Annotated in this window: 16 protein-coding genes; 4 read left to right on the top strand and 12 right to left on the bottom strand. The window is 72.1% G+C overall.

Annotation, left to right across the window (positions count from 1 at the left end; translation table 11 throughout):
* Window positions 1–54 precede the first annotated feature (54 nt).
* Both ABD329_RS03135 and ABD329_RS03140 read left to right on the top strand, forming a co-directional pair.
* Window positions 55–960 (top strand): MBL fold metallo-hydrolase, encoded by a 906-nt coding sequence (locus ABD329_RS03135; RefSeq protein WP_344315914.1) that lies wholly within the window; start codon window positions 55–57, stop codon window positions 958–960.
* A gap of 132 nt (window positions 961–1,092) precedes the next feature.
* Window positions 1,093–2,274: an acyltransferase family protein gene (locus tag ABD329_RS03140; protein ID WP_344315961.1), complete on the top strand. Its 1,182-nt coding sequence runs from the start codon at window positions 1,093–1,095 to the stop codon at window positions 2,272–2,274.
* A 23-nt stretch (window positions 2,275–2,297) separates the two neighbouring features.
* Here ABD329_RS03140 and ABD329_RS03145 read toward each other — a convergent pair whose 3' ends face one another.
* The 3 genes from ABD329_RS03145 to ABD329_RS03155 all read right to left on the bottom strand — a co-directional run bounded on the left by ABD329_RS03145 (window position 2,298) and on the right by ABD329_RS03155 (window position 5,111).
* Window positions 2,298–3,398 (bottom strand): winged helix DNA-binding domain-containing protein, encoded by a 1,101-nt coding sequence (locus tag ABD329_RS03145; RefSeq protein WP_344315916.1) that lies wholly within the window; start codon window positions 3,396–3,398, stop codon window positions 2,298–2,300.
* The gene (locus ABD329_RS03150; RefSeq protein ID WP_198280402.1) at window positions 3,395–4,435 is read right to left on the bottom strand and encodes an aldo/keto reductase; all 1,041 of its coding nucleotides are present in this window, start codon (window positions 4,433–4,435) and stop codon (window positions 3,395–3,397) included. Before ABD329_RS03150 ends, ABD329_RS03145 begins: the two co-directional genes overlap by 4 nt.
* 97 nt (window positions 4,436–4,532) lie before the next feature.
* Window positions 4,533–5,111: a DinB family protein gene (locus ABD329_RS03155; RefSeq protein WP_198280401.1), complete on the bottom strand. Its 579-nt coding sequence runs from the start codon at window positions 5,109–5,111 to the stop codon at window positions 4,533–4,535.
* Between the two features lie 99 nt (window positions 5,112–5,210).
* Here ABD329_RS03155 and ABD329_RS03160 point away from each other — a divergent pair, with 99 nt between their 5' ends.
* A complete protein-coding gene (locus ABD329_RS03160; RefSeq protein ID WP_198280400.1) occupies window positions 5,211–6,233 on the top strand; it encodes a helix-turn-helix transcriptional regulator in 1,023 nt (340 codons plus the stop codon).
* 84 nt (window positions 6,234–6,317) lie between these two features.
* On the opposite strand, the gene ABD329_RS03165 is transcribed toward ABD329_RS03160, so the two are convergent.
* The 9 genes from ABD329_RS03165 to ABD329_RS03205 form a co-directional block, all read right to left on the bottom strand.
* A complete protein-coding gene (locus ABD329_RS03165) occupies window positions 6,318–7,073 on the bottom strand; it encodes a FadR/GntR family transcriptional regulator (protein ID WP_198280399.1) in 756 nt (251 codons plus the stop codon).
* Between the two features lie 186 nt (window positions 7,074–7,259).
* On the bottom strand, window positions 7,260–8,276 hold the full coding sequence (gene denD / locus ABD329_RS03170) for a D-erythronate dehydrogenase (RefSeq protein WP_198280398.1): 1,017 nt from the start codon (window positions 8,274–8,276) through the stop codon (window positions 7,260–7,262).
* Window positions 8,273–9,064, bottom strand: a complete 792-nt coding sequence (gene otnI / locus ABD329_RS03175) for a 2-oxo-tetronate isomerase (protein ID WP_198280397.1) — start codon at window positions 9,062–9,064, stop codon at window positions 8,273–8,275. Before otnI ends, denD begins: the two co-directional genes overlap by 4 nt.
* Before the next feature lie 33 nt (window positions 9,065–9,097).
* The gene (locus tag ABD329_RS03180) at window positions 9,098–10,405 is read right to left on the bottom strand and encodes an MFS transporter (RefSeq protein WP_198280396.1); all 1,308 of its coding nucleotides are present in this window, start codon (window positions 10,403–10,405) and stop codon (window positions 9,098–9,100) included.
* A gap of 96 nt (window positions 10,406–10,501) precedes the next feature.
* A complete protein-coding gene (locus ABD329_RS03185) occupies window positions 10,502–11,176 on the bottom strand; it encodes a class II aldolase/adducin family protein (protein ID WP_344315918.1) in 675 nt (224 codons plus the stop codon).
* On the bottom strand, window positions 11,173–12,453 hold the full coding sequence (gene otnK / locus ABD329_RS03190; protein WP_198277503.1) for a 3-oxo-tetronate kinase: 1,281 nt from the start codon (window positions 12,451–12,453) through the stop codon (window positions 11,173–11,175). Before otnK ends, ABD329_RS03185 begins: the two co-directional genes overlap by 4 nt.
* Window position 12,454: 1 nt before the next feature.
* Window positions 12,455–13,372, bottom strand: a complete 918-nt coding sequence (ltnD, locus tag ABD329_RS03195; RefSeq protein ID WP_198277502.1) for an L-threonate dehydrogenase — start codon at window positions 13,370–13,372, stop codon at window positions 12,455–12,457.
* 243 nt (window positions 13,373–13,615) lie between these two features.
* On the bottom strand, window positions 13,616–14,464 hold the full coding sequence (locus ABD329_RS03200) for an SDR family NAD(P)-dependent oxidoreductase (RefSeq protein WP_198277501.1): 849 nt from the start codon (window positions 14,462–14,464) through the stop codon (window positions 13,616–13,618).
* A gap of 49 nt (window positions 14,465–14,513) precedes the next feature.
* On the bottom strand, window positions 14,514–15,437 hold the full coding sequence (locus tag ABD329_RS03205; protein WP_198277500.1) for an SDR family NAD(P)-dependent oxidoreductase: 924 nt from the start codon (window positions 15,435–15,437) through the stop codon (window positions 14,514–14,516).
* Between the two features lie 163 nt (window positions 15,438–15,600).
* Here ABD329_RS03205 and ABD329_RS03210 point away from each other — a divergent pair, with 163 nt between their 5' ends.
* Window positions 15,601–16,527, top strand: a complete 927-nt coding sequence (locus tag ABD329_RS03210; RefSeq protein WP_198277499.1) for a LysR family transcriptional regulator — start codon at window positions 15,601–15,603, stop codon at window positions 16,525–16,527.
* Window positions 16,528–16,858 lie beyond the last annotated feature (331 nt).

Genomic DNA, 16,858 nt, shown 5'->3' on the forward strand with positions numbered 1-16,858 from the left:
TGTAAGGCCTACGGTGACTTAAGGCAAACGGATTGCTTTTAGGGAGAGTGGGTCATGCGTACACCCCAAGCCATCGACATCCCCTTCTGGACCGTGGGCGACATCGCCGTCCACCGCGTCGACGAGGTGCTCCTGCCGCCCCAGACCGGGCCATGGCTGCTGCCCGACGCCACCACCGACGTGGTCTCGCGGCAGGACTGGCTGCGCCCCGACTTCGCCGACCAGGACGGCACCCTGCGCATCGCCAGCCACAGCTTCGCCTTCGAGGTGGGCGGGGCGCGGGTCCTGGTCGACACCGGCATCGGCAACGGCAAGACGCGGGCCAACCCGGCCTGGCACGATCTGCGGACCGACTACCTGGAGCGCCTGGCAGCCGCCGGGTTCCCCCGGGAATCCATCGACCTGGTGATCCTCACCCATCTGCACACCGACCACGTCGGCTGGAACACCCATGAGGTGGACGGCGCATGGGTGCCCACCTTTCCGCACGCGCGCTACCTCACCTCCCGCGCCGAACGGGAGTTCTGGGCGGCCTACGACATGGACGAGCCGCGCGCCCAGATGTTCCTCGACTCCGTGATTCCGGTCGAGGACGCGGGGCGGCTCGACCTGGTCGACGTCCCCGAAGAGGGCACCGAGGTCATCCCCGGACTCCGGCTGATCCCCACGCCCGGGCACACCCCCGGCCATATCGCCCTTCAGCTCGACAGCCGCGACGAGCGGGCGCTGATCACCGGCGACTGCGTCCACCACCCCGTCCAGCTCGCCCACCCCGCCATCGGATCGTGCGTCGACATCGCCCCGGAGCAGTCCGAGGCCACCCGCCACAAGCTCTTCGGCGCCCTCGCCGACACGGACACCCTCCTGCTCGGCACCCACTTCCCGCCGCCCACCGCCGGTCGTGTGATCACCCACGAGAACGCCTACCGGCTCTCGCCCGTGCTCCCGGGCGCGCGCTGACGCGCCCCTCCGCGGGTGGTGGTGTTCGCCTGGATGTTCCCGTAGGGGCGGTATTGGGGCCGGGGCGGTGCGACGGGCAGGCTCGTGGGTGCTGTGCCTGCTTCGTATGGAGAGGGGTCTCCTTTGGCCGGTGTGTTGCCGCGTGGCGATCGGCTGCCGTCGTTGACCGGGCTTCGCTTTCTGCTGGCCGGTGTGGTGTTGGCGGGCCATGTGCTGACGCTGGGCAGATTCTTCGAGGACCAGGGGGTCTATGAGGCCGCCGACGCCTCGTCCATGGCGAGCGCGGCGGCGGTCTCCTCGTTCTTCCTGCTCAGCGGATTCGTCCTGGCGTGGAACGCCTCCCCGGCCGACACCGCCGTGCGGTTCTGGCGCCGCCGGCTGGTGAAGATCTTCCCCAACCACGTGGTGACCTGGTCACTGATGCTGGGCCTGCTCATGGCGACGGGCACCGCCGCGTTGCTTCCGGTGCCGGATCCGGGGCTGGGGGAGGCGGTCCGGAATCTGCTGCTGGTGCACGCCTGGGTCCCCGACATGGCCGACTTCAGCAGCGTCAACCCGGTGACCTGGTCCATCTCCTGCGAGGCGTTCTTCTACCTCCTCTTCCCCCTGCTGATCCGGCCGGTGCGCGCCCTCCCGGCACGGCTGCTCTGGCCGGTGATCGCCCTGGTGGCGGTGCTGGTGGTGACGATGCCGCTGGTGGCGATGGCCGTCACCGACGAGGCGGCCCCCGGGAGTTGGTCGCCGCTCTCGACGGAGCGCTGGTGGCTGATCTACTTCTTCCCGCCGGTGCGGCTGCTGGAATTCGTCCTCGGACTGCTGGTCGCCCGGGCGGTCCAGCTCGACCGCTGGCCGACGCTGCGTCCGTGGTGGCCGCTGCTCGTCCTGGCGGGGGTCTTCGCGGCGCGGACGGAGCTGCCGGAGGAGTACCTGTGGGGAGCCGCCACCTGTCTGCCGATGGCCGCCCTCATCCCGGCCCTCGCCACCCGCGATGTCGAAGGGCGGGAGAGCCCCCTCGGACGCCGTGGCCTGGTGCTGCTGGGCGAGGCGTCGTTCGCGCTGTACATGGTGCACTTCCCGCTGCTGTACGAGATCCGGGTGCTGCTGGGCCGGCGGACGTTCGACACGGTGTCCGCCGCGCTGTTGTCCGTGGTGGTGTCGGCGTTCTGCGTGGCGGTGTCGCTGCTGCTGTGGCGCGGTGTCGAGGTGCCGATGATGCGTCACTTCGCCCGCCCCCGTGGCCGTTCCGCACCGGCTGCCGAGCCCGTGCCCGGCGACCGTACCGCGCCCCTGCGCCAGCAGGACCCCGCTCCTTGACGCAGGCGGCCCATTCGCATCGCTCAGTCCGGCGAGGTGGCGACGCGTACGCGGTGGCTTTCGCCGCCGGAGAGGAACGACGCCAGTTCCCGGCCCTCCTCTCCGACGGCCGTGCGGTCGGCAGAGGAGAGGCGGCCCAGCGGGGTGACGACCACGGTGGCGGCGTCGACCCTCCAGGTCGCGGCGACACGGCCGTCCACCAGCACCACGCGCTCCCCGGCGACCGACAGGCCGCGGTGGACATCGTCGATGATCCGGCCGCGGTCGTGGTAACCGAGGATGGCGTTGTCGAACGCGGGCAGGAACCGCACCGGCGCGGGGGTGTCGGGGTCGGGGCGTGGCGCCTCGGGGAGGTCGAACAGCTCCCGGCCGCGTTCATCGCGGAAGGTGACCAGCTCCTCCCGTATCGCGGCCACCGCGGCCGGGAGCCCGGCGAGACCGCACCAGCCGCGCAGATCGGCCGAGGCCGCGGGGCCGAAGGCGGCCAGATAGCGCCGTACCAGCGCCTGCCCGACCGGATCGGCGCCGTCGGGGGCGGGCGGGTCCACCGGTCGGCCCAGCCAGGAGGAGAGCAGGACGTTGCGCACCCCTCCCCGGGAGCGCCACAGCCCGCGCGGCGGCGTCTGCGCCACCGGGACGAGGGCGGCGAGCAGCATCTCGCCCAGTGCCCGCGGTGCCGGGGCGGGATAGCGGTCGGCCAGCGCCCGCACCAGCTCGGCCATCGAGCGCGGCTCGCCGTCGGCCATCACCGCCCGGCCCGCGGCGGCGAGTTCGTCGAGGTCCATCCCCTCCAGCTCGCGACGGTAGGTCCCGAGCACCCGCTGGCGCAGCATGGCGTCGTGGCGCGCTCGCCAGGCCACGATGTCATCGGCGGTGACGAGGTGGACGGTGCGGCGCATGAGGTGGGTCCGCACCACGCTCCGCCCGGTCAGCAGGTCCGACAGGGCCGCCGGGTCGAACGCGCGCAGCCGTGACCAGAGCCCGGTGAACGGCTCCTGCGGTTCCTGCGCCTGCATGCCACACAGATGCGCGACGGCGTCGTGGACCGGCAAATCCGCCCGGTCGAGCAGCAACTGCCGGGCGAGCGTCGCCCGGCCCAGCGCCCGGTTGCCGAGAACGGTCATCGTGCCACCGCGGCGCGCTCGTCCGCCGATCGCCGCCGGAGCGACGGGAGTTGGACGGATGGCGGGGTGTAGGACACATCGAGCGGGCCGATGTCGGTTCCGGGCGCCACGATCCGGTCGATCCGGTCGAGGACCTCGTCATCGAGGCTGACCGCGGCCCCGGCCAGGAGATCCTCCAGTTGCTCCATGGTGCGTGGCCCGATGATGGCCGAGGTGACGCCGGGGTGGGCGATGGCGAAGCCCATCGCCAGGTGGGTCAGCGACAGACCGGCCTCCTCGGCCAGCGGGATGAGCCGCTCCACGGCGTCGAGTTTGCGCTCGTCGGTCAGATGCCGGGGCACCCACCTCATCCGCGCGTTCCGCACCGTGGGCCCGCCCTTGCGGTAGCGGCCGGTGAGCAGGCCCATCGCCAGCGGACTCCACACCAGCACGCCCATGCCGTAGCGCCGGCAGACCGGCAGGACCTCCCGCTCGATGGCGCGGTTGAGGATGGAGTACGGGGGCTGCTCGGTGCGGAAGCGGTGCAGTCCGCGCCGGTCGGCGACCCACTGCGCCTCGACGATCTCCGAGGCCGGGAGGTTGGAGGACCCGATGGCCCGCACCTTGCCGCTGCGCACCAGATCGGTCAGGGCGGAGAGCGTCTCCTCGATATCGGTGTGCGGGTCGGGATGGTGTACCTGATAGAGGTCGATGTGGTCGGTCCCCAGACGCCGCAGCGACTGCTCGACCTCGGTGATGATCCAGCGCCGGGAGCTGCCGCCGCGGTTGGGGTCCTCACCCATCCTGCCGTTGACCTTGGTGGCCAGCACGATGTCGTCGCGCCGCCCCTTCAGCGCCTTGCCCACGATGTCCTCCGACTCCCCGTGGGGTCCGTACACGTCGGCGGTGTCGATGAAGTTGATCCCCGAGTCCAGCGCCCGGTGGATGATCCGGACACAGTCGTCGTGATCGGGGTTGCCCGCCCGGCCGAACATCATCGTGCCCAGGCAGTAGGGGCTGACCCGGATACCGGTCCGCCCCAGCTCACGCGTCCTCACAGCCGCGCCGTTCCCTTCGGTTCCTTGGCTGTTGGGTTCCGGAGCCGTGCCGGTGACGGCCGCCACCGGCACGGCCCCGAGGAGATCCGGTCGGCGGTCAGCCGGACTTCTGCCCGTCCAGCGACTCACGGATGATGTCCGCGTGCCCGGCGTGCTGGGCGGTCTCGGCGATGACGTGCGTCAGCACCCGGCGCACGCTGTGCGCCGCGCCCGGCTCGTTCCAGGGCGCCTCGGGCAGCGGATGCGTCGCCGACAGGTCGGGGACGGCGGTGATGATCTCCTCGCTCCGGGCGGCGACCTCCTCGTAGCGCCGGAGGACACCGGCCAGCGTCTCACCGGGCAGCATCTGGAAGTTGTTCTGGTTGTCGATCGCCCACTGCGGGATCTCCCGTGCGGTACCGGCCGCGAGGTCGGCCCAGGTGACACCGTCGGGCAGGTCGTAACGCAGCGCCGACGGGCCTTCGAGGACGAAGCGCAGCCAGCCCTCCTCGATGGCCGCGACGTGCTTGATCAGCCCGCCCAGGCACAGCGCGCTGACCGTCGGGCGTTCGCCGGCCTGCTCGTCGCCGAGCTCGCGCACCGTCCTGGTCAGGGCGGATCGCGCGGCGGCGAGTTCGGCGAGCAGGTCGGCCCGCTCGCCGTCGAGAGTGGTGGCGGGAGTGGTGGTGGCGGTCACAGTGATCGGGTCCTTCGGTCGTTCTCGTCGTCTGACGGGGACTACCGTCGCAGGGGTAGCGGACAGGGTGTGGCCGCTTCTCCGGGCAGAATCGATGTCATGCCGAAGACATCAGCGCGACTGCTGTCACTGCTCTCCCTGCTCCAGGCGCGCCGGGACTGGCCGGGGCAGCTGCTGGCCGAGCGGCTGGACGTCAGCCCGCGCACCGTGCGCCGCGATGTCGACCGCCTGCGCGAGCTCGGCTACCCCATCGTGGCCGCCAAGGGCCCCGACGGGGGCTATCGGCTCGGCGCCGGTTCGGATCTGCCGCCGATGCTGTTCGACGACGACCAGGCCGTGGCCCTCGCCGTGGCGCTCCAGACCGCCACCGTCACCGGGGCGGGGATCGAGGAAGCGGCCGCGCGTGCGCTGAGCACCGTCCGGCAGGTGATGCCCGCGCGGCTGCGCCATCGCGTCGACGCCCTCCAGGTCACCGCCGTGGAAGGCGCGGGAACCCGGCCCGATCCGCAGGTCGGCCCGCAGGTGCTGATGACCCTCAGCGCGGCCGTCCGCGACCGCGAGGTGCTGCGCTTCGACTACGCCCCCGTATCCGCACCGGATGCCTCCGACCCCGACCCCGCCGTCACGCCGCCGCGGCGGGTGGAGCCACACCACCTCGTCACCCGGGGCGGGCGGTGGTATCTCGTCGCCTGGGACCCCGACCGCGACGACTGGCGCACCTTCCGCGTGGACCGGATCAACCCGCGCACCCCCACGGGGCCGCGCTTCACCCCGCGCGAGGTGCCCGGAGGCGATGTGGCCGCCTTCGTCGCGAGCAGGTTCCAGGGCTCCGACGGCTCGGGCGGCTGGCCGTGCCGGGGCGAGGTCATCCTCGATCTGCCCGCGTCCGTCGTGTCCACCTACACCCGGGACGGGGTCGTCGAGGAACTCGGCCCGGACCGCTGCCGACTCGTCCAGGGCGCGTGGTCATGGCCCGGACTGGCCGCCACCATCGGCAGGTTCGACGCCGACATCGAGGTCATCGGGCCGCCCGAGCTGAGGGATGCCTTCGCGCACCTGGCCCGCCGCTTCGCCGGTGCCGCGGCCGAGGCATCCACCGGGGACACCGCGCCACCCCCGTAGCCGCTGAGCGGCACGCGCCACCCCCGAGCCGCCGAGCGGCACGCGCCGCCCATCCGCTGAACGCCGCGTGCCGCCCATCGCTCCTCAGGGGGCGGCGCCGAGATCCACCTCGAGGTTCTCGGCCTCGGTCCAGAACCCCTCGTCCGCGTCCTGTAGCCGGGACGCCGCGTGCCTCAGGTGGAGCAGCGCGGCGTCGCGGGCCGCCTCGGCGTCTCGGGCCTCGATGGCGGCCAGGATGGCGTGGTGCTCCTGCCGGACCGCTTCGAGGAAGTCGCCGCGGCGCGCCTCGTTCGCACGCGTGACGCGGATCCCGCCGCGCAGCACCTCGCCGAGGTAGCGCAGCGTGGAGAGCATCACCGCGTTACCGGTCGATTCGGCGACGGAGCGGTGGAAGGCGAGATCCTCGTCCACGCCGTCGCCACCTGCCGCCACCGCCGTGTCGATGGCCTCCAGGGCCTGACGCATCCGGGCGAGGTCGGCCGGGGTGGCCCGGGTGGCCGCGAGGTACGCCGCCTCGCCCTCGATGGGACGGCGCACCTCCACGATCTGCCGCACCTTGGACTTGGTGTCCTCGGCGGTCTCGGCCTCCAGATCCAGCGGCCGGGTGCGGCGCGGCATCACGAACACACCGAGTCCCTGACGGGGTTCGACCAGGCCCGCGTTGCGCAGCCGGGACACGGCCTCGCGTACCACGGTCCGGCTGACGCCCAGCTGCTTGACCAGCTCCACCTCGGTCGGGAGCTTGTCGCCCTCGGCCAGCCGTCCGGACTCGATCTCTTCCGAGAGTATCGCCGCGACCCGATCCGCGAGCCGCACGGGACCGCTCACCTTGGAGAACATGGTCTTCAGTTTATCGGCACCGCCCCGGTCGCCCCGGCCGCTACGGGGTGTCCGGCGGATCATGCGGTTCCGCCCCGGGTCCAGGGTCTTCGCCCCTGGACCCGGGGTCTGGGGCGGAGCCCCAGTTGTGGCGAGGGGCGGGGAGGGGAACAGCCCACCGCAGGCATCGAGATCCGTCGGTCACCCCTAAGAGCGCGCACCGTCCACGACCGCGTCGGCGTGGTCTTCGAGGTAGGCGCGCACCACCGAGGCGAAATCCGGGTCGGGGGTCAGCCCGAGCGCGGCGGCGCGCGCGTTGTCGAACACGGCGGGCCACGAGCCCACGATGGCCTCGACACCGGGGTCGGGCGCGATCGTCACCAGGTCGGCGACGGCGTCACCGGCCACCTGCCGCAGCGTGCTCAGCATGTCGGCGACCGAGACCGTGAGCGCCGGAAGGTTGACCGGCACCCCGCCGTCGATCCGGCCCGGCCCGGCGCCGCGCTCGGCCTCCGCGACCCGGAGGATGCCCTCGACCGTGCGCCGGGGCGAGGCCAGGGCCACCTTCAGCTCGGGGTGGACCGGGCAGCCGGCCGGGAGGCCCGCCAGCGGCTCGCGGACGATGCCGGACAGAAAGCCGGAGGCCGCCGCGTTCGGCTTGCCCGGCCGTACCGACACGGTCATCAGCCGGGCGACGCGCCCGTCCAGGAAACCGCGGCGGGTGTAGTCCGCGATCAGCTGCTCGCAGACGAGCTTCTGGATCCCGTAGCTCGACCGCGGTGTGGGCAGGGTGGCCTCGCTGACGACCGGCGGCAGCGGCAGCGCGGGATCGGAACCGTAGACGGCGACGCTGCTGGAGAACACCACCCGCGGCACCGGCCCGCCGGCCGCCGTCTGGGCCCGCGCGGCCTCCAGCACCGCGCGTGTGGTGTCCAGATTGGCGCTCATACCGAGGTCGAAGTCGGCCTCGCACTCGGCCGAGACCGCGGAGGCGAGATGGATCAGCACATCCACCGGCTCCGCGAACACCGCGTCAAGACGGTCGGCCAGGTCGCCCTGGACGATGTCCACGAGAGGGTCGTCCGTCGCCGAACCGGGCGGCACCACGCGGTCGGCGAGCACCAGCCGGTCGATCGGCGCACCGCGGAACGTCCGTGACGTGAGCAGTGCGGCGGCGACCCGCCGGCCCAGGAAGCCGAAGCCACCCGTGATGACGATCCTCATGCGTTGTCTCCTCGGTAGTCGTGGCGCCAGCCGAGCCCCTCGCTCGTACCGGCGCGGGGGATGTACTCACAGCCGATCCACCCGTCGAAGCCCAGGCCGTCGATGACGCCGAACAGATGGCGGATGTCGAGTTCGCCCCGGTCGGGCTCATGGCGATCGGGCACGCCCGCGATTTGCAGATGGCCGACCCGGCCGGTCGGCAGGTCACGGCGCAGGGTCGTGGTGAGGTCGCCCTCGACGATCTGGCAGTGGTAGAGGTCGAGCTGCACCTTGAGGTTCGGGGCCCCCACCTCCCGTACCACGGTGTGCGCTTCGGACTGCCGGTTCAGGAAGTAGCCGGGCATGTCACGGCCGTTGATCGGCTCGATCAGGATGTCGACGCCCGCCGCGGCGGCCCGTTCCGCGGCCCAGGCGAGATTGGCCAGATAGGTGTCGCGGTGCTCGGCCGAACCGTCCGGCCCCACCAGCCCGGCCATCACATGCACCCGTGGGCAGCCGAGCTCCGCCGCGTACTCCAGGGCCCGGCCGATCCCGGAGCGCACCTCCGCCTCGCGTCCGGGCAGCGCCGCGATCCCGCGCTCCCCGGACTCCCAGGCGCCGGGAGGCGCGTTGAAGAGCACCTGCCGCAGGCCGTGGTCGTCGAGCCTGCGGCGCAGCTCGGTGGCGTCGTACGGGTAGGGGAAGAGGTACTCGACGGCCTCGAAGCCGTCCGCCGCCGCGGCGGCGAAGCGGTCGAGGAAGTCGTGTTCGGTGTACATCATGGACAGGTTCGCGGCGAACCTCGGCATGCTGGCTCCTGCGTTCGGGCCGGGACGTCCCGGTCAGCGGTTGACGACCTGCTTCTTGGTGGTGAGCACCGCGGCGGCGCCCACGACCAGAGTGAGGGCCAGGACGTACATCGGGATCGACGCCGAGCCGGTGGCGTCCTTGAGCGCGCCGATCATGTAGGGGCTGACGAAACCGGCCAGGTTGCCCACCGAGTTGATGATGGCGAGGCCCGCCGCCGCCGCGGTGCCGCCCAGGAACGCAGTGGGGAGCGACCAGAAGAGCGGAGCGCAGGTCAGCACCCCGGCCGCGGCCACGGACAGCGCGGTCAGGGACAGCGCGGTCGACCCGTTCCACACGGCGGACAGCGAGAACCCGACGGCGCCCATCAGGCTCGGGACGACCAGGTGCCAGCGCCGCTCGCGGCGCTTGTCCGCCGAGCGGCCGAACAGGTTCATCGCGACGAGGGCGGCAAGGAACGGCACGGCGCTGAGCACGCCGATCGCGAGGTTGCCGTCGATGCCGGTGGACTCGACGAACGTGGGCATCCAGAAGGTCAGGGCGTACTGGCCCATCACGAAGCAGAAGTAGATGAGGCACATCAGCCACACCCTGGGCTCACGGAAGGCGTCCAGGACCCGGCCGTGCACGGTCCGGTGCGCGCTGTCGTCGGCGACCGCCCGCTCGACGACGGCCTTCTCCTCATCGGTCAGCCACTTCGCGTCCCGTACGCCGTCGTCCAGGTAGAAGAGCGTGACGACACCGACGAGGAGCGCGGGGACCGCCTCCAGCAGGAACATCCACTGCCAGCCCTGCCAGCCGTTCACCCCCTGGAAACTGTCCATGATCCAGCCGGAGAGCGGATTGCCGAAGATGCCCGCCACCGGGATGGCCGACATGAACATCGCAATCACCCGGGCGCGGCGGTGCGAGGGGAACCAGTAGGTGCAGTAGAGGATCACCCCGGGGTAGAACCCCGCCTCCGCGGCACCGAGCAGAAACCTCAGCACATAGAACGTCACCTCGTTGGTGACGAACATGAACGCCGCCGAGACCAGGCCCCAGCTGATCATGATGCGGGCGATCCAGGTGCGGGCCCCGACACGTTGCAGCATCAGGTTCGAGGGCACTTCCAGGATGAAGTAGCCGATGAAGAACAGGCCCGCCCCCAGGCCGTACGCCGCCTCGCTGAACCCGAGGTCATCGGACATCTGGAGCTTCGCGAAGCCGACGTTGACCCGGTCCAGGTAGGAGGCCACGTAACACAGGATGAGAAAGGGGACGATGCGGCGTACGACCTTGCGGTAGACGGTGTTCTCGCGGGCAAGCGCGGGCGTCTGGGCCGCCACTGCGGGCATGGGCATGACGGAATCCTTTTGCGGCTCAGGGATTCTGCGACGGGGACGGGGATGGGGACGGGACGGGGTCGGGGGAGGCAGCGGGGACGGGGGAGCGGCAGGTCACCAAGCGGCGCCGAACGTGGCCCTCAGTTCGTCGATCGCGTCGGTGGTGAGCGGCCCCGGTCGACGGTCGGTCAGGAGCCAGAGACGGGCCGTCTCCTCGAGTTCTTCGAGGACGGCGAGGGCGGCGGCCGCGTCCGGACCCCAGACCACGGGGCCGAGCCGGTCGAGCAGGACGGCCCTGATCGGCGTGTGGCTCGCCAGGTGGTCGGCGATCCGGGCGGTCACCAGGTCGGCCACGCGGGGATCGCCGGGCCGGTGGTAGGGGATGAGCGGAACGTGTCCCACCTTCATCACGAAGTACGGCGTGATGGGCGGGAGTACGTCGTCCTGGCTCCACACCCCGGCCAGGGTGAGCGCGACCAGGTGGGTGGAGTGGGTGTGGATGATGAACCGGGCCGTGGGGTCGGCCGCGTAGATGCGCCGATGGAGCGTCAGGGTCTTGCTCGCGCGGTCGCCCGCGCGCTGCTCACCCTGGGCGTCGACCAGCGCGAGGCGGTCGCGCTCGAGGAAGCCCAGGGCGGCGTCGGTGGGTGTGATCAGATGGCCGTCGCCGATCCGGGCACTGATGTTCCCGGCGCTGGCGTGCACATAGCCCCGGTCGAACAGGCTGGTGCCCACCCGGACGATCTCGTCGCGTGCCTCGTCCACGGCGGTGTCGAGGAGCTCGGTCATGAGGCCTCCCGGTCGAGCAGGGCGAAGGAGTCGGTGAAGAACGCGGGGCCACCGAAGTTGCCGGACTTCAGCGTGATGTGGAGCGTGTCCCCGCCGGGCAGCGCGGCCGCGCACCAGGGCACACCGGGGTCGATCTGCGGTCCGATGCGCAGTCCGGTGATGCCGAGCGCCCGGACGACCGCTCCCGAGGTCTCGCCGCCCGCGACGACGAGTTGCCGCACACCGCGCTCCACCAGGCCCCCGGCCACCCTGGCCAGGGTCCGCTCCACCAGCTCGCCGGCCTCGGCGGCGCCGAGCCGGGTCTGGACGGTGCGGACCGCCTCGGGCGCCTCGGTGGAGTAGAAGAGGACGGGCCCGTCGGCCAGATGGGACTCGGCGAAGGCGATCGCCTCGCCGGACACGTCCGCACCGGCCGCGACCCGCAGCGGATCCACGCTGAACGCCGGTCGGCCGGTGCGCAGGAACTCCTGGACCTGCTCGTTGGTGGCGGCGGAGACCGATCCGGAGATGACGGCCCGGTGGCCGCCGGGCGCCGGCAGCGCGGCGGCGGCGTGGGACGGTGTGAACCCCCAGTTCGCGGGCAGCCCGATGGCCAGGCCCGAACCGGCGGTCACCAGCGGCATCCCCCGGACCGCCGCGCCGAGGCGCACCAGGTCGTCGTTGGAGACGGCGTCGACGATGGCGATTCCGGCACCCTGCTCGCGCAGTTCGTCGATCCGGGCCCGGACCGCCGTGGCGTCGCGGCCGACCACCGTGTGGTCGATCAGGCCGACCGCTCGGGTGGTCTGCGCGCGCAGGACCGAGACCAGGTTGGGGTCGGTCATCGGGGTGAGCGGGTGATGGCGCATACCGCTCTCGCTGAGCAGCACATCGCCGACGAAGAGATGGCCCTTGAAGACCGTGCGCCCGTTGTCGGGGAACGCGGGCGTGGCGATGGTGAAGTCGGTGCCGAGCGCGTCCATCAGGGCCTCGGTGACCGGGCCGATATTGCCGGCCGGTGTCGAGTCGAAGGTCGAGCAGTACTTGAAGTAGATCTGCTCGGCGCCCGCGGACCGCAGCCAGGCGAGGGCCCGCAGCGACGCGTCGACGGCGTCGGCGGCCGGAATGGTCCGCGACTTGAGCGCGATGACCACGGCGTCCGCGTCCACCGGCCGCTCGGCACCGGGCGGCGGTACGTCGATCAGCTGGACCACGCGCATGCCCGCCCGCACCAGGTTGTTGGCCAGGTCGGTGGCGCCGGTGAAGTCGTCGGCGACGCAGCCGAGTCGGATGCCCATATCAGGCCCCCGCCGGCTGGGGCAGTTCGATCCCGGGGAAGATCTTGATGACCGCGCTGTCGTCCTCGGCGCCCAGCCCGGACGCCGAGGCCTGGAGGAACATCTGGTGAGCGGTGGCGGCCAGGGGGAGCGGGAACCTCTCCGGCCGTGCCGAATCGAGGACGAGCCCCAGGTCCTTGACGAAGATGTCGACCGCGGAGAGCGGTGTGTAATCACCGGCGAGCACATGCGCCATCCGGTTCTCGAACATCCATGAGTTGCCCGCGCTGTGCGTGATGACCTCGTACAGCGCCTCGGCCGGAACACCGGCCTTCAGGCCCAGGGCCATCGCCTCGGCCGCCGCGGCGATGTGCACGCCCGCGAGCAACTGGTTCACGATCTTGACCTTCGAGCCGAGGCCGGGCTGCTCGCCCAGGCGGTAGACCGTGCCGCTCATGGCCTCCAGCACCGGGTCGGCGACCGCGTACGCCGCGGCGGGGCCCGACGTCATCATGGTCAGCTCACCGGCCGCCGCACGAGCGGCGCCACCGGAGATGGGGGCGTCCAGGTAGAGCGCGCCCCGCTCGGCGAGACGTCCCCCGAGCTCCGCCGACCAGCCCGGGTCGACCGTGGAGCACATCACGAAGACGGCCCCCGGGCGGAGCCGGTCGGCGGCCCCGTCGGCGCCGAACAGCACCGACTCCACCTGCGCCGCGCTGACCACGACACTGACCACGACGTCCACCGCGGCTGCCAGGTCGCCGGGGGAGGCGTACGCCGTTCCGCCGTCGCGGGCGAAGTCCTCGGCGACCTCCGGCCGCAGATCGTGGACCCCGATGTCGTAGCCCGCCGTGCGCAGGCTGCGCGCCATGCCGAGTCCCATGGCCCCGAGGCCCACCACGCCCACGCGCGGCAGCGTCGGCCTGTCCTGGTCGCTCATGCCCCTCCTCGTCCTTGGCTTGTGCTCATGGGGGAGCGCCGCCGCTTGCTGTGGTGGCCGGGACGCGATCGGCCCCGGCCACCTGCGGCGATCGGGTCATATGATGACCTGAAGACAAGGCTCTCGCATACTGTGACGTCCGTCACAGGGAATGAGGAGGGTGGCGTCGGGTGGGACGAGGTGCGCCGGGCGTGTGTGTCCGGGCTTCGGTGTCAGGTGGTCGCCCGGGGGTGGCGTCGGGGGTCAGACACCGGCCGGGTGCCAGGGCACGATCCGCCCCTCGCGCACCAGCTCGCCGTACTGCTCGGGGTGCACCGGCTTGAGCGCCAGTTCCAGCAGTGGCCCGGCGGCCTCGTCGGGAGTCGGCGCGTCGCTCACCTCCCACCACGCCTGCGAGGTGGGGGTGTTCATCATCCCCGGGCACACCGAGGCGATGAGTACGTCGCGCGCCAGGTCGTCCTCGCGGCGCCGCTTCGCCAGGGTGCGTACGGCCGCAACTTGGCCGATCTTCGAGAGGATGTTGACGAAGGCGGGCCAGGGGCCGCTGAAGGCGCTGCCGTCCCGCACCGCGTCCCGCCAGTCGGCCACCGCGCGGTCCACCTCGTCCAGTGTCGCCAGGTCGTCGAACCGGCTGTGCAGCACCGGGGCGAGATAGGACAGCGAGCCCAGCGCACTGGCCACGACGATCAGCCGGCCGCCGTCCCGCAGCCGCGGGGCGAACGCCCGCAGCACCCGTGTGGTGGCGAAGTTGTTGACCTCCGCGTACGGGCCGACGATGGCACGGGGGTCATCGTCCGGGGTGACCCGCATGACGGCGTTGTTGAACACGATGTCGATACCGCCGTGCCGCTCGGCCAGGGCCGCCGCCAGCTCCTCGGCGCGGTCCGGGTCCGCCACGTCGAACAGCTCGGTCCGCACCCGCGCGCCGGTGCCGGTGAGTTCGGCGCGGATCTCGTCGAGTCGCGCGCGGTCCCGGCCCGTCGCGTACACCACGTCCTCGGTGTTCAGCCGTTGTGCCAGGGCCTTGACCAGGGCCAGGCCCAGTCCCTGAGTCGCGCCGGTGACCAGTGCGACGCGCGGTCCGTCCGTCATCGTTCTCCTCCTTCTTCGTCCCGGCACCCGCTCCCGCGTCGACGGGGCGTCAGCGGGCATCGGCGAGCAGGGCCTCGGACACCGTCCACAGGCGTCGTGCGTTCTCGGGGTCGACGGCGTAACGGGCGACTCCGTGCAGGGTGCCCGTGCGGCGGTCTACCACCTCGGCCTCGTTGCAGTCGTCGAAGTAGCGGCCGCCGACCCCGTCGAGCAGCGATGAGGTGGCGAGCAGTACCGAGGTCGCCGCGCCCTGCTCCACCGACTTGAGCTGGTCGGGCGCGACCTGGCCGCTGCTGCCGCCGACGTGGCGCTGGAGGTTGGTCCTGATGGCGCCCGGCATCAGGGCGTTGGCCGTGATGCCGTCGGCGGCCCACCGGCGCGTGGCCTCCACCGCGAACAGCACATTGGCCGTCTTGGACTGTGCGTAGGCCAGCCACGGGTCGTAGGGGCGGAAGGCGAAGTGGATGTCGTCGAAGACCACCGGCGACCGCTGGTGTCCGGTGGAGCTCAGCGCGACTATGCGCGCGGCGCCGGCGGCGAGCGCGCCGTGCAGTCCGGTGGCCAGCGCGAAGTGGCCCATGTGGTTGGTGGCGAACTGCCACTCCCAGCCCTGGGGAGTGTGCCGCTCGGGGCACGCCATCACCCCCGCGTTGTTCACCAGGATGTGCAGCGGGCCCTGCCACGCGGCCACGAAGGAGGTCACCGAGGCCGGGTCCGTCAGATCCAGGGGCGCGATGCGCACCGCCCGGTTCCCGGTCGCCGCGGTGATCTCCTTGGCGACACGTTCGCCCGCGGCCATGTCGCGGACCGCCAGGACGACCTCCGCACCGCGGTCGGCGAGCGTGCGGGCCGTCTCCGCCCCGATGCCCGAGGAGGCACCGGTGACGATGGCGCGCCGTCCCGTGAGATCGATGTCCGCCGCCACTTCGGCGGCGGTGCTGGAGAACCCGAAAGGGGTCGTGAGGGTGCTCATGTGGAACTCCTCGTGGTACGTCGGCTGGGCCCATCCATGGGGCGCGGGGACCGTGGCGCATGGGGCCGGGGTCGTGGCGCGCGGGGCGTCCGCCACTTCACCGTAGGAGTCCGGCAAGTATGAGACCAGCGAAACTTTGGCACACGTGGTATGCGTTGACGTCATGGATTTCGGGGATGTCTCAGTCACCGCGCTGCGGGTCTTCCGGGCGGTCGCCGAGCAGGGCACCTTCACCGCCGCGGCGGTGTCCCTCGGCTATACGCAGTCGGCCGTCTCCCGCCAGATCGCCTCCATCGAGCGGGCCGCCGGGGTGAAACTGCTGGAGCGGCGGCGCGAGGGAGTGCGTCTGACCGCCGTCGGCCATCTCGTCCTGCGGCGCGCCAGTGCCGCACTCGACCAGATCGACACGGCGGCCCGGGAGCTGTCCGGCCTCCCGGACCCGGGCGGGACCGTGCGCGTGGGCTGGGTCCCCAGCGTGGGCGCCGCGCTGCTGCCGCGGGCCATCACCGAGCTCCGCGCCACCCACCCCGCGATCACCGTCACCAGCCGTGAGGGCACCACGGCCGCGCTCGTCCGCGCGTTGCGCAGTGGCGGGATCGACCTCGCGCTGCTCAGCTCCGCGCCCCCGTTCCGGCCGCTGGACACCGAATCACCACCGCTCGTGGCGCAGACCCTGACCGAGCGCGGCCTCCGGCTCGCCGTGCCCGCTTCCCACCCCCTGGCGCGCCGGGAGTACGTGGACATCGCCGATCTGCGGGGGCAGCGCTGGATCGCGGGACCGCCCTCCGGCGAGGACCGGCTGATGGGGGTGTGGCCCGGGCTGGACGAGCGGCCCGAGATCGTCCACACCGCCCGTGACTGGCTGGCCAAGCTCAGCCTGGTCGCCGCGGGCTGCGGCCTCACCACCATCGGGGCCTCGCTCGCCCCGGCCGCCCCCGAGGGGGTGTGCGTCCTGCCCGTGCGCGGTGGCCCGCGGGAACAGCGCCGCCTCGTCCTCGCCCGGCTCCCGGGGCCGCGGGACGAGGCGGCAGAACGCGTCGCCGAGGCGCTGCGTACCGCCGCCGTCGAGGAGGACGCGCCGACGACGTAGGTGTCGGCCGCGCGACCAGCCGATCGTCGTCCGCACCGGCGTCGGGAGCCGTCGTGCGGATCAGCGATGGACCCGGTGTGACCGCGAGGGCGGTACCCATGCCGATGAGCGCGACGCCCCGGGCGAGAACCTCTTCGGCGGTGTCCCGGCGGGCGATCCCGCCGGTCAGCATCAGCCGGAGCGGGCTGGTGGCGACCAGGCCCGCGCCGCCGTCCACGCGCCGCTCACGTCACGGCCGTACGGCATGGTGGTCAGGCGTGCTTCACCGTGACGCCGTACAGCGCGACCTCGCCGTAGTTCGAGTCGTCCGAGCCTCAATTCATTCCGATGG

Source organism: Streptomyces javensis (assembly GCF_039525925.1).
Taxonomy (GTDB): domain Bacteria; phylum Actinomycetota; class Actinomycetes; order Streptomycetales; family Streptomycetaceae; genus Streptomyces; species Streptomyces asiaticus.

Coding starts and splice junctions, on each gene's coding strand:
- ABD329_RS03135 (WP_344315914.1), top strand. CDS start 55: ATGCGTACACCCCAAGCCATCGACATCCCCTTCTGGACCGTGGGCGAC.
- ABD329_RS03145 (WP_344315916.1), bottom strand. CDS start 3,398: ATGACCGTTCTCGGCAACCGGGCGCTGGGCCGGGCGACGCTCGCCCGG.
- ABD329_RS03160 (WP_198280400.1), top strand. CDS start 5,211: ATGCCGAAGACATCAGCGCGACTGCTGTCACTGCTCTCCCTGCTCCAG.
- ABD329_RS03165 (WP_198280399.1), bottom strand. CDS start 7,073: ATGTTCTCCAAGGTGAGCGGTCCCGTGCGGCTCGCGGATCGGGTCGCG.
- denD (WP_198280398.1), bottom strand. CDS start 8,276: ATGAGGATCGTCATCACGGGTGGCTTCGGCTTCCTGGGCCGGCGGGTC.
- otnI (WP_198280397.1), bottom strand. CDS start 9,064: ATGCCGAGGTTCGCCGCGAACCTGTCCATGATGTACACCGAACACGAC.
- ABD329_RS03180 (WP_198280396.1), bottom strand. CDS start 10,405: ATGCCCATGCCCGCAGTGGCGGCCCAGACGCCCGCGCTTGCCCGCGAG.
- ABD329_RS03185 (WP_344315918.1), bottom strand. CDS start 11,176: ATGACCGAGCTCCTCGACACCGCCGTGGACGAGGCACGCGACGAGATC.
- otnK (WP_198277503.1), bottom strand. CDS start 12,453: ATGGGCATCCGACTCGGCTGCGTCGCCGACGACTTCACCGGCGCCACC.
- ltnD (WP_198277502.1), bottom strand. CDS start 13,372: ATGAGCGACCAGGACAGGCCGACGCTGCCGCGCGTGGGCGTGGTGGGC.
- ABD329_RS03200 (WP_198277501.1), bottom strand. CDS start 14,464: ATGACGGACGGACCGCGCGTCGCACTGGTCACCGGCGCGACTCAGGGA.
- ABD329_RS03205 (WP_198277500.1), bottom strand. CDS start 15,437: ATGAGCACCCTCACGACCCCTTTCGGGTTCTCCAGCACCGCCGCCGAA.
- ABD329_RS03210 (WP_198277499.1), top strand. CDS start 15,601: ATGGATTTCGGGGATGTCTCAGTCACCGCGCTGCGGGTCTTCCGGGCG.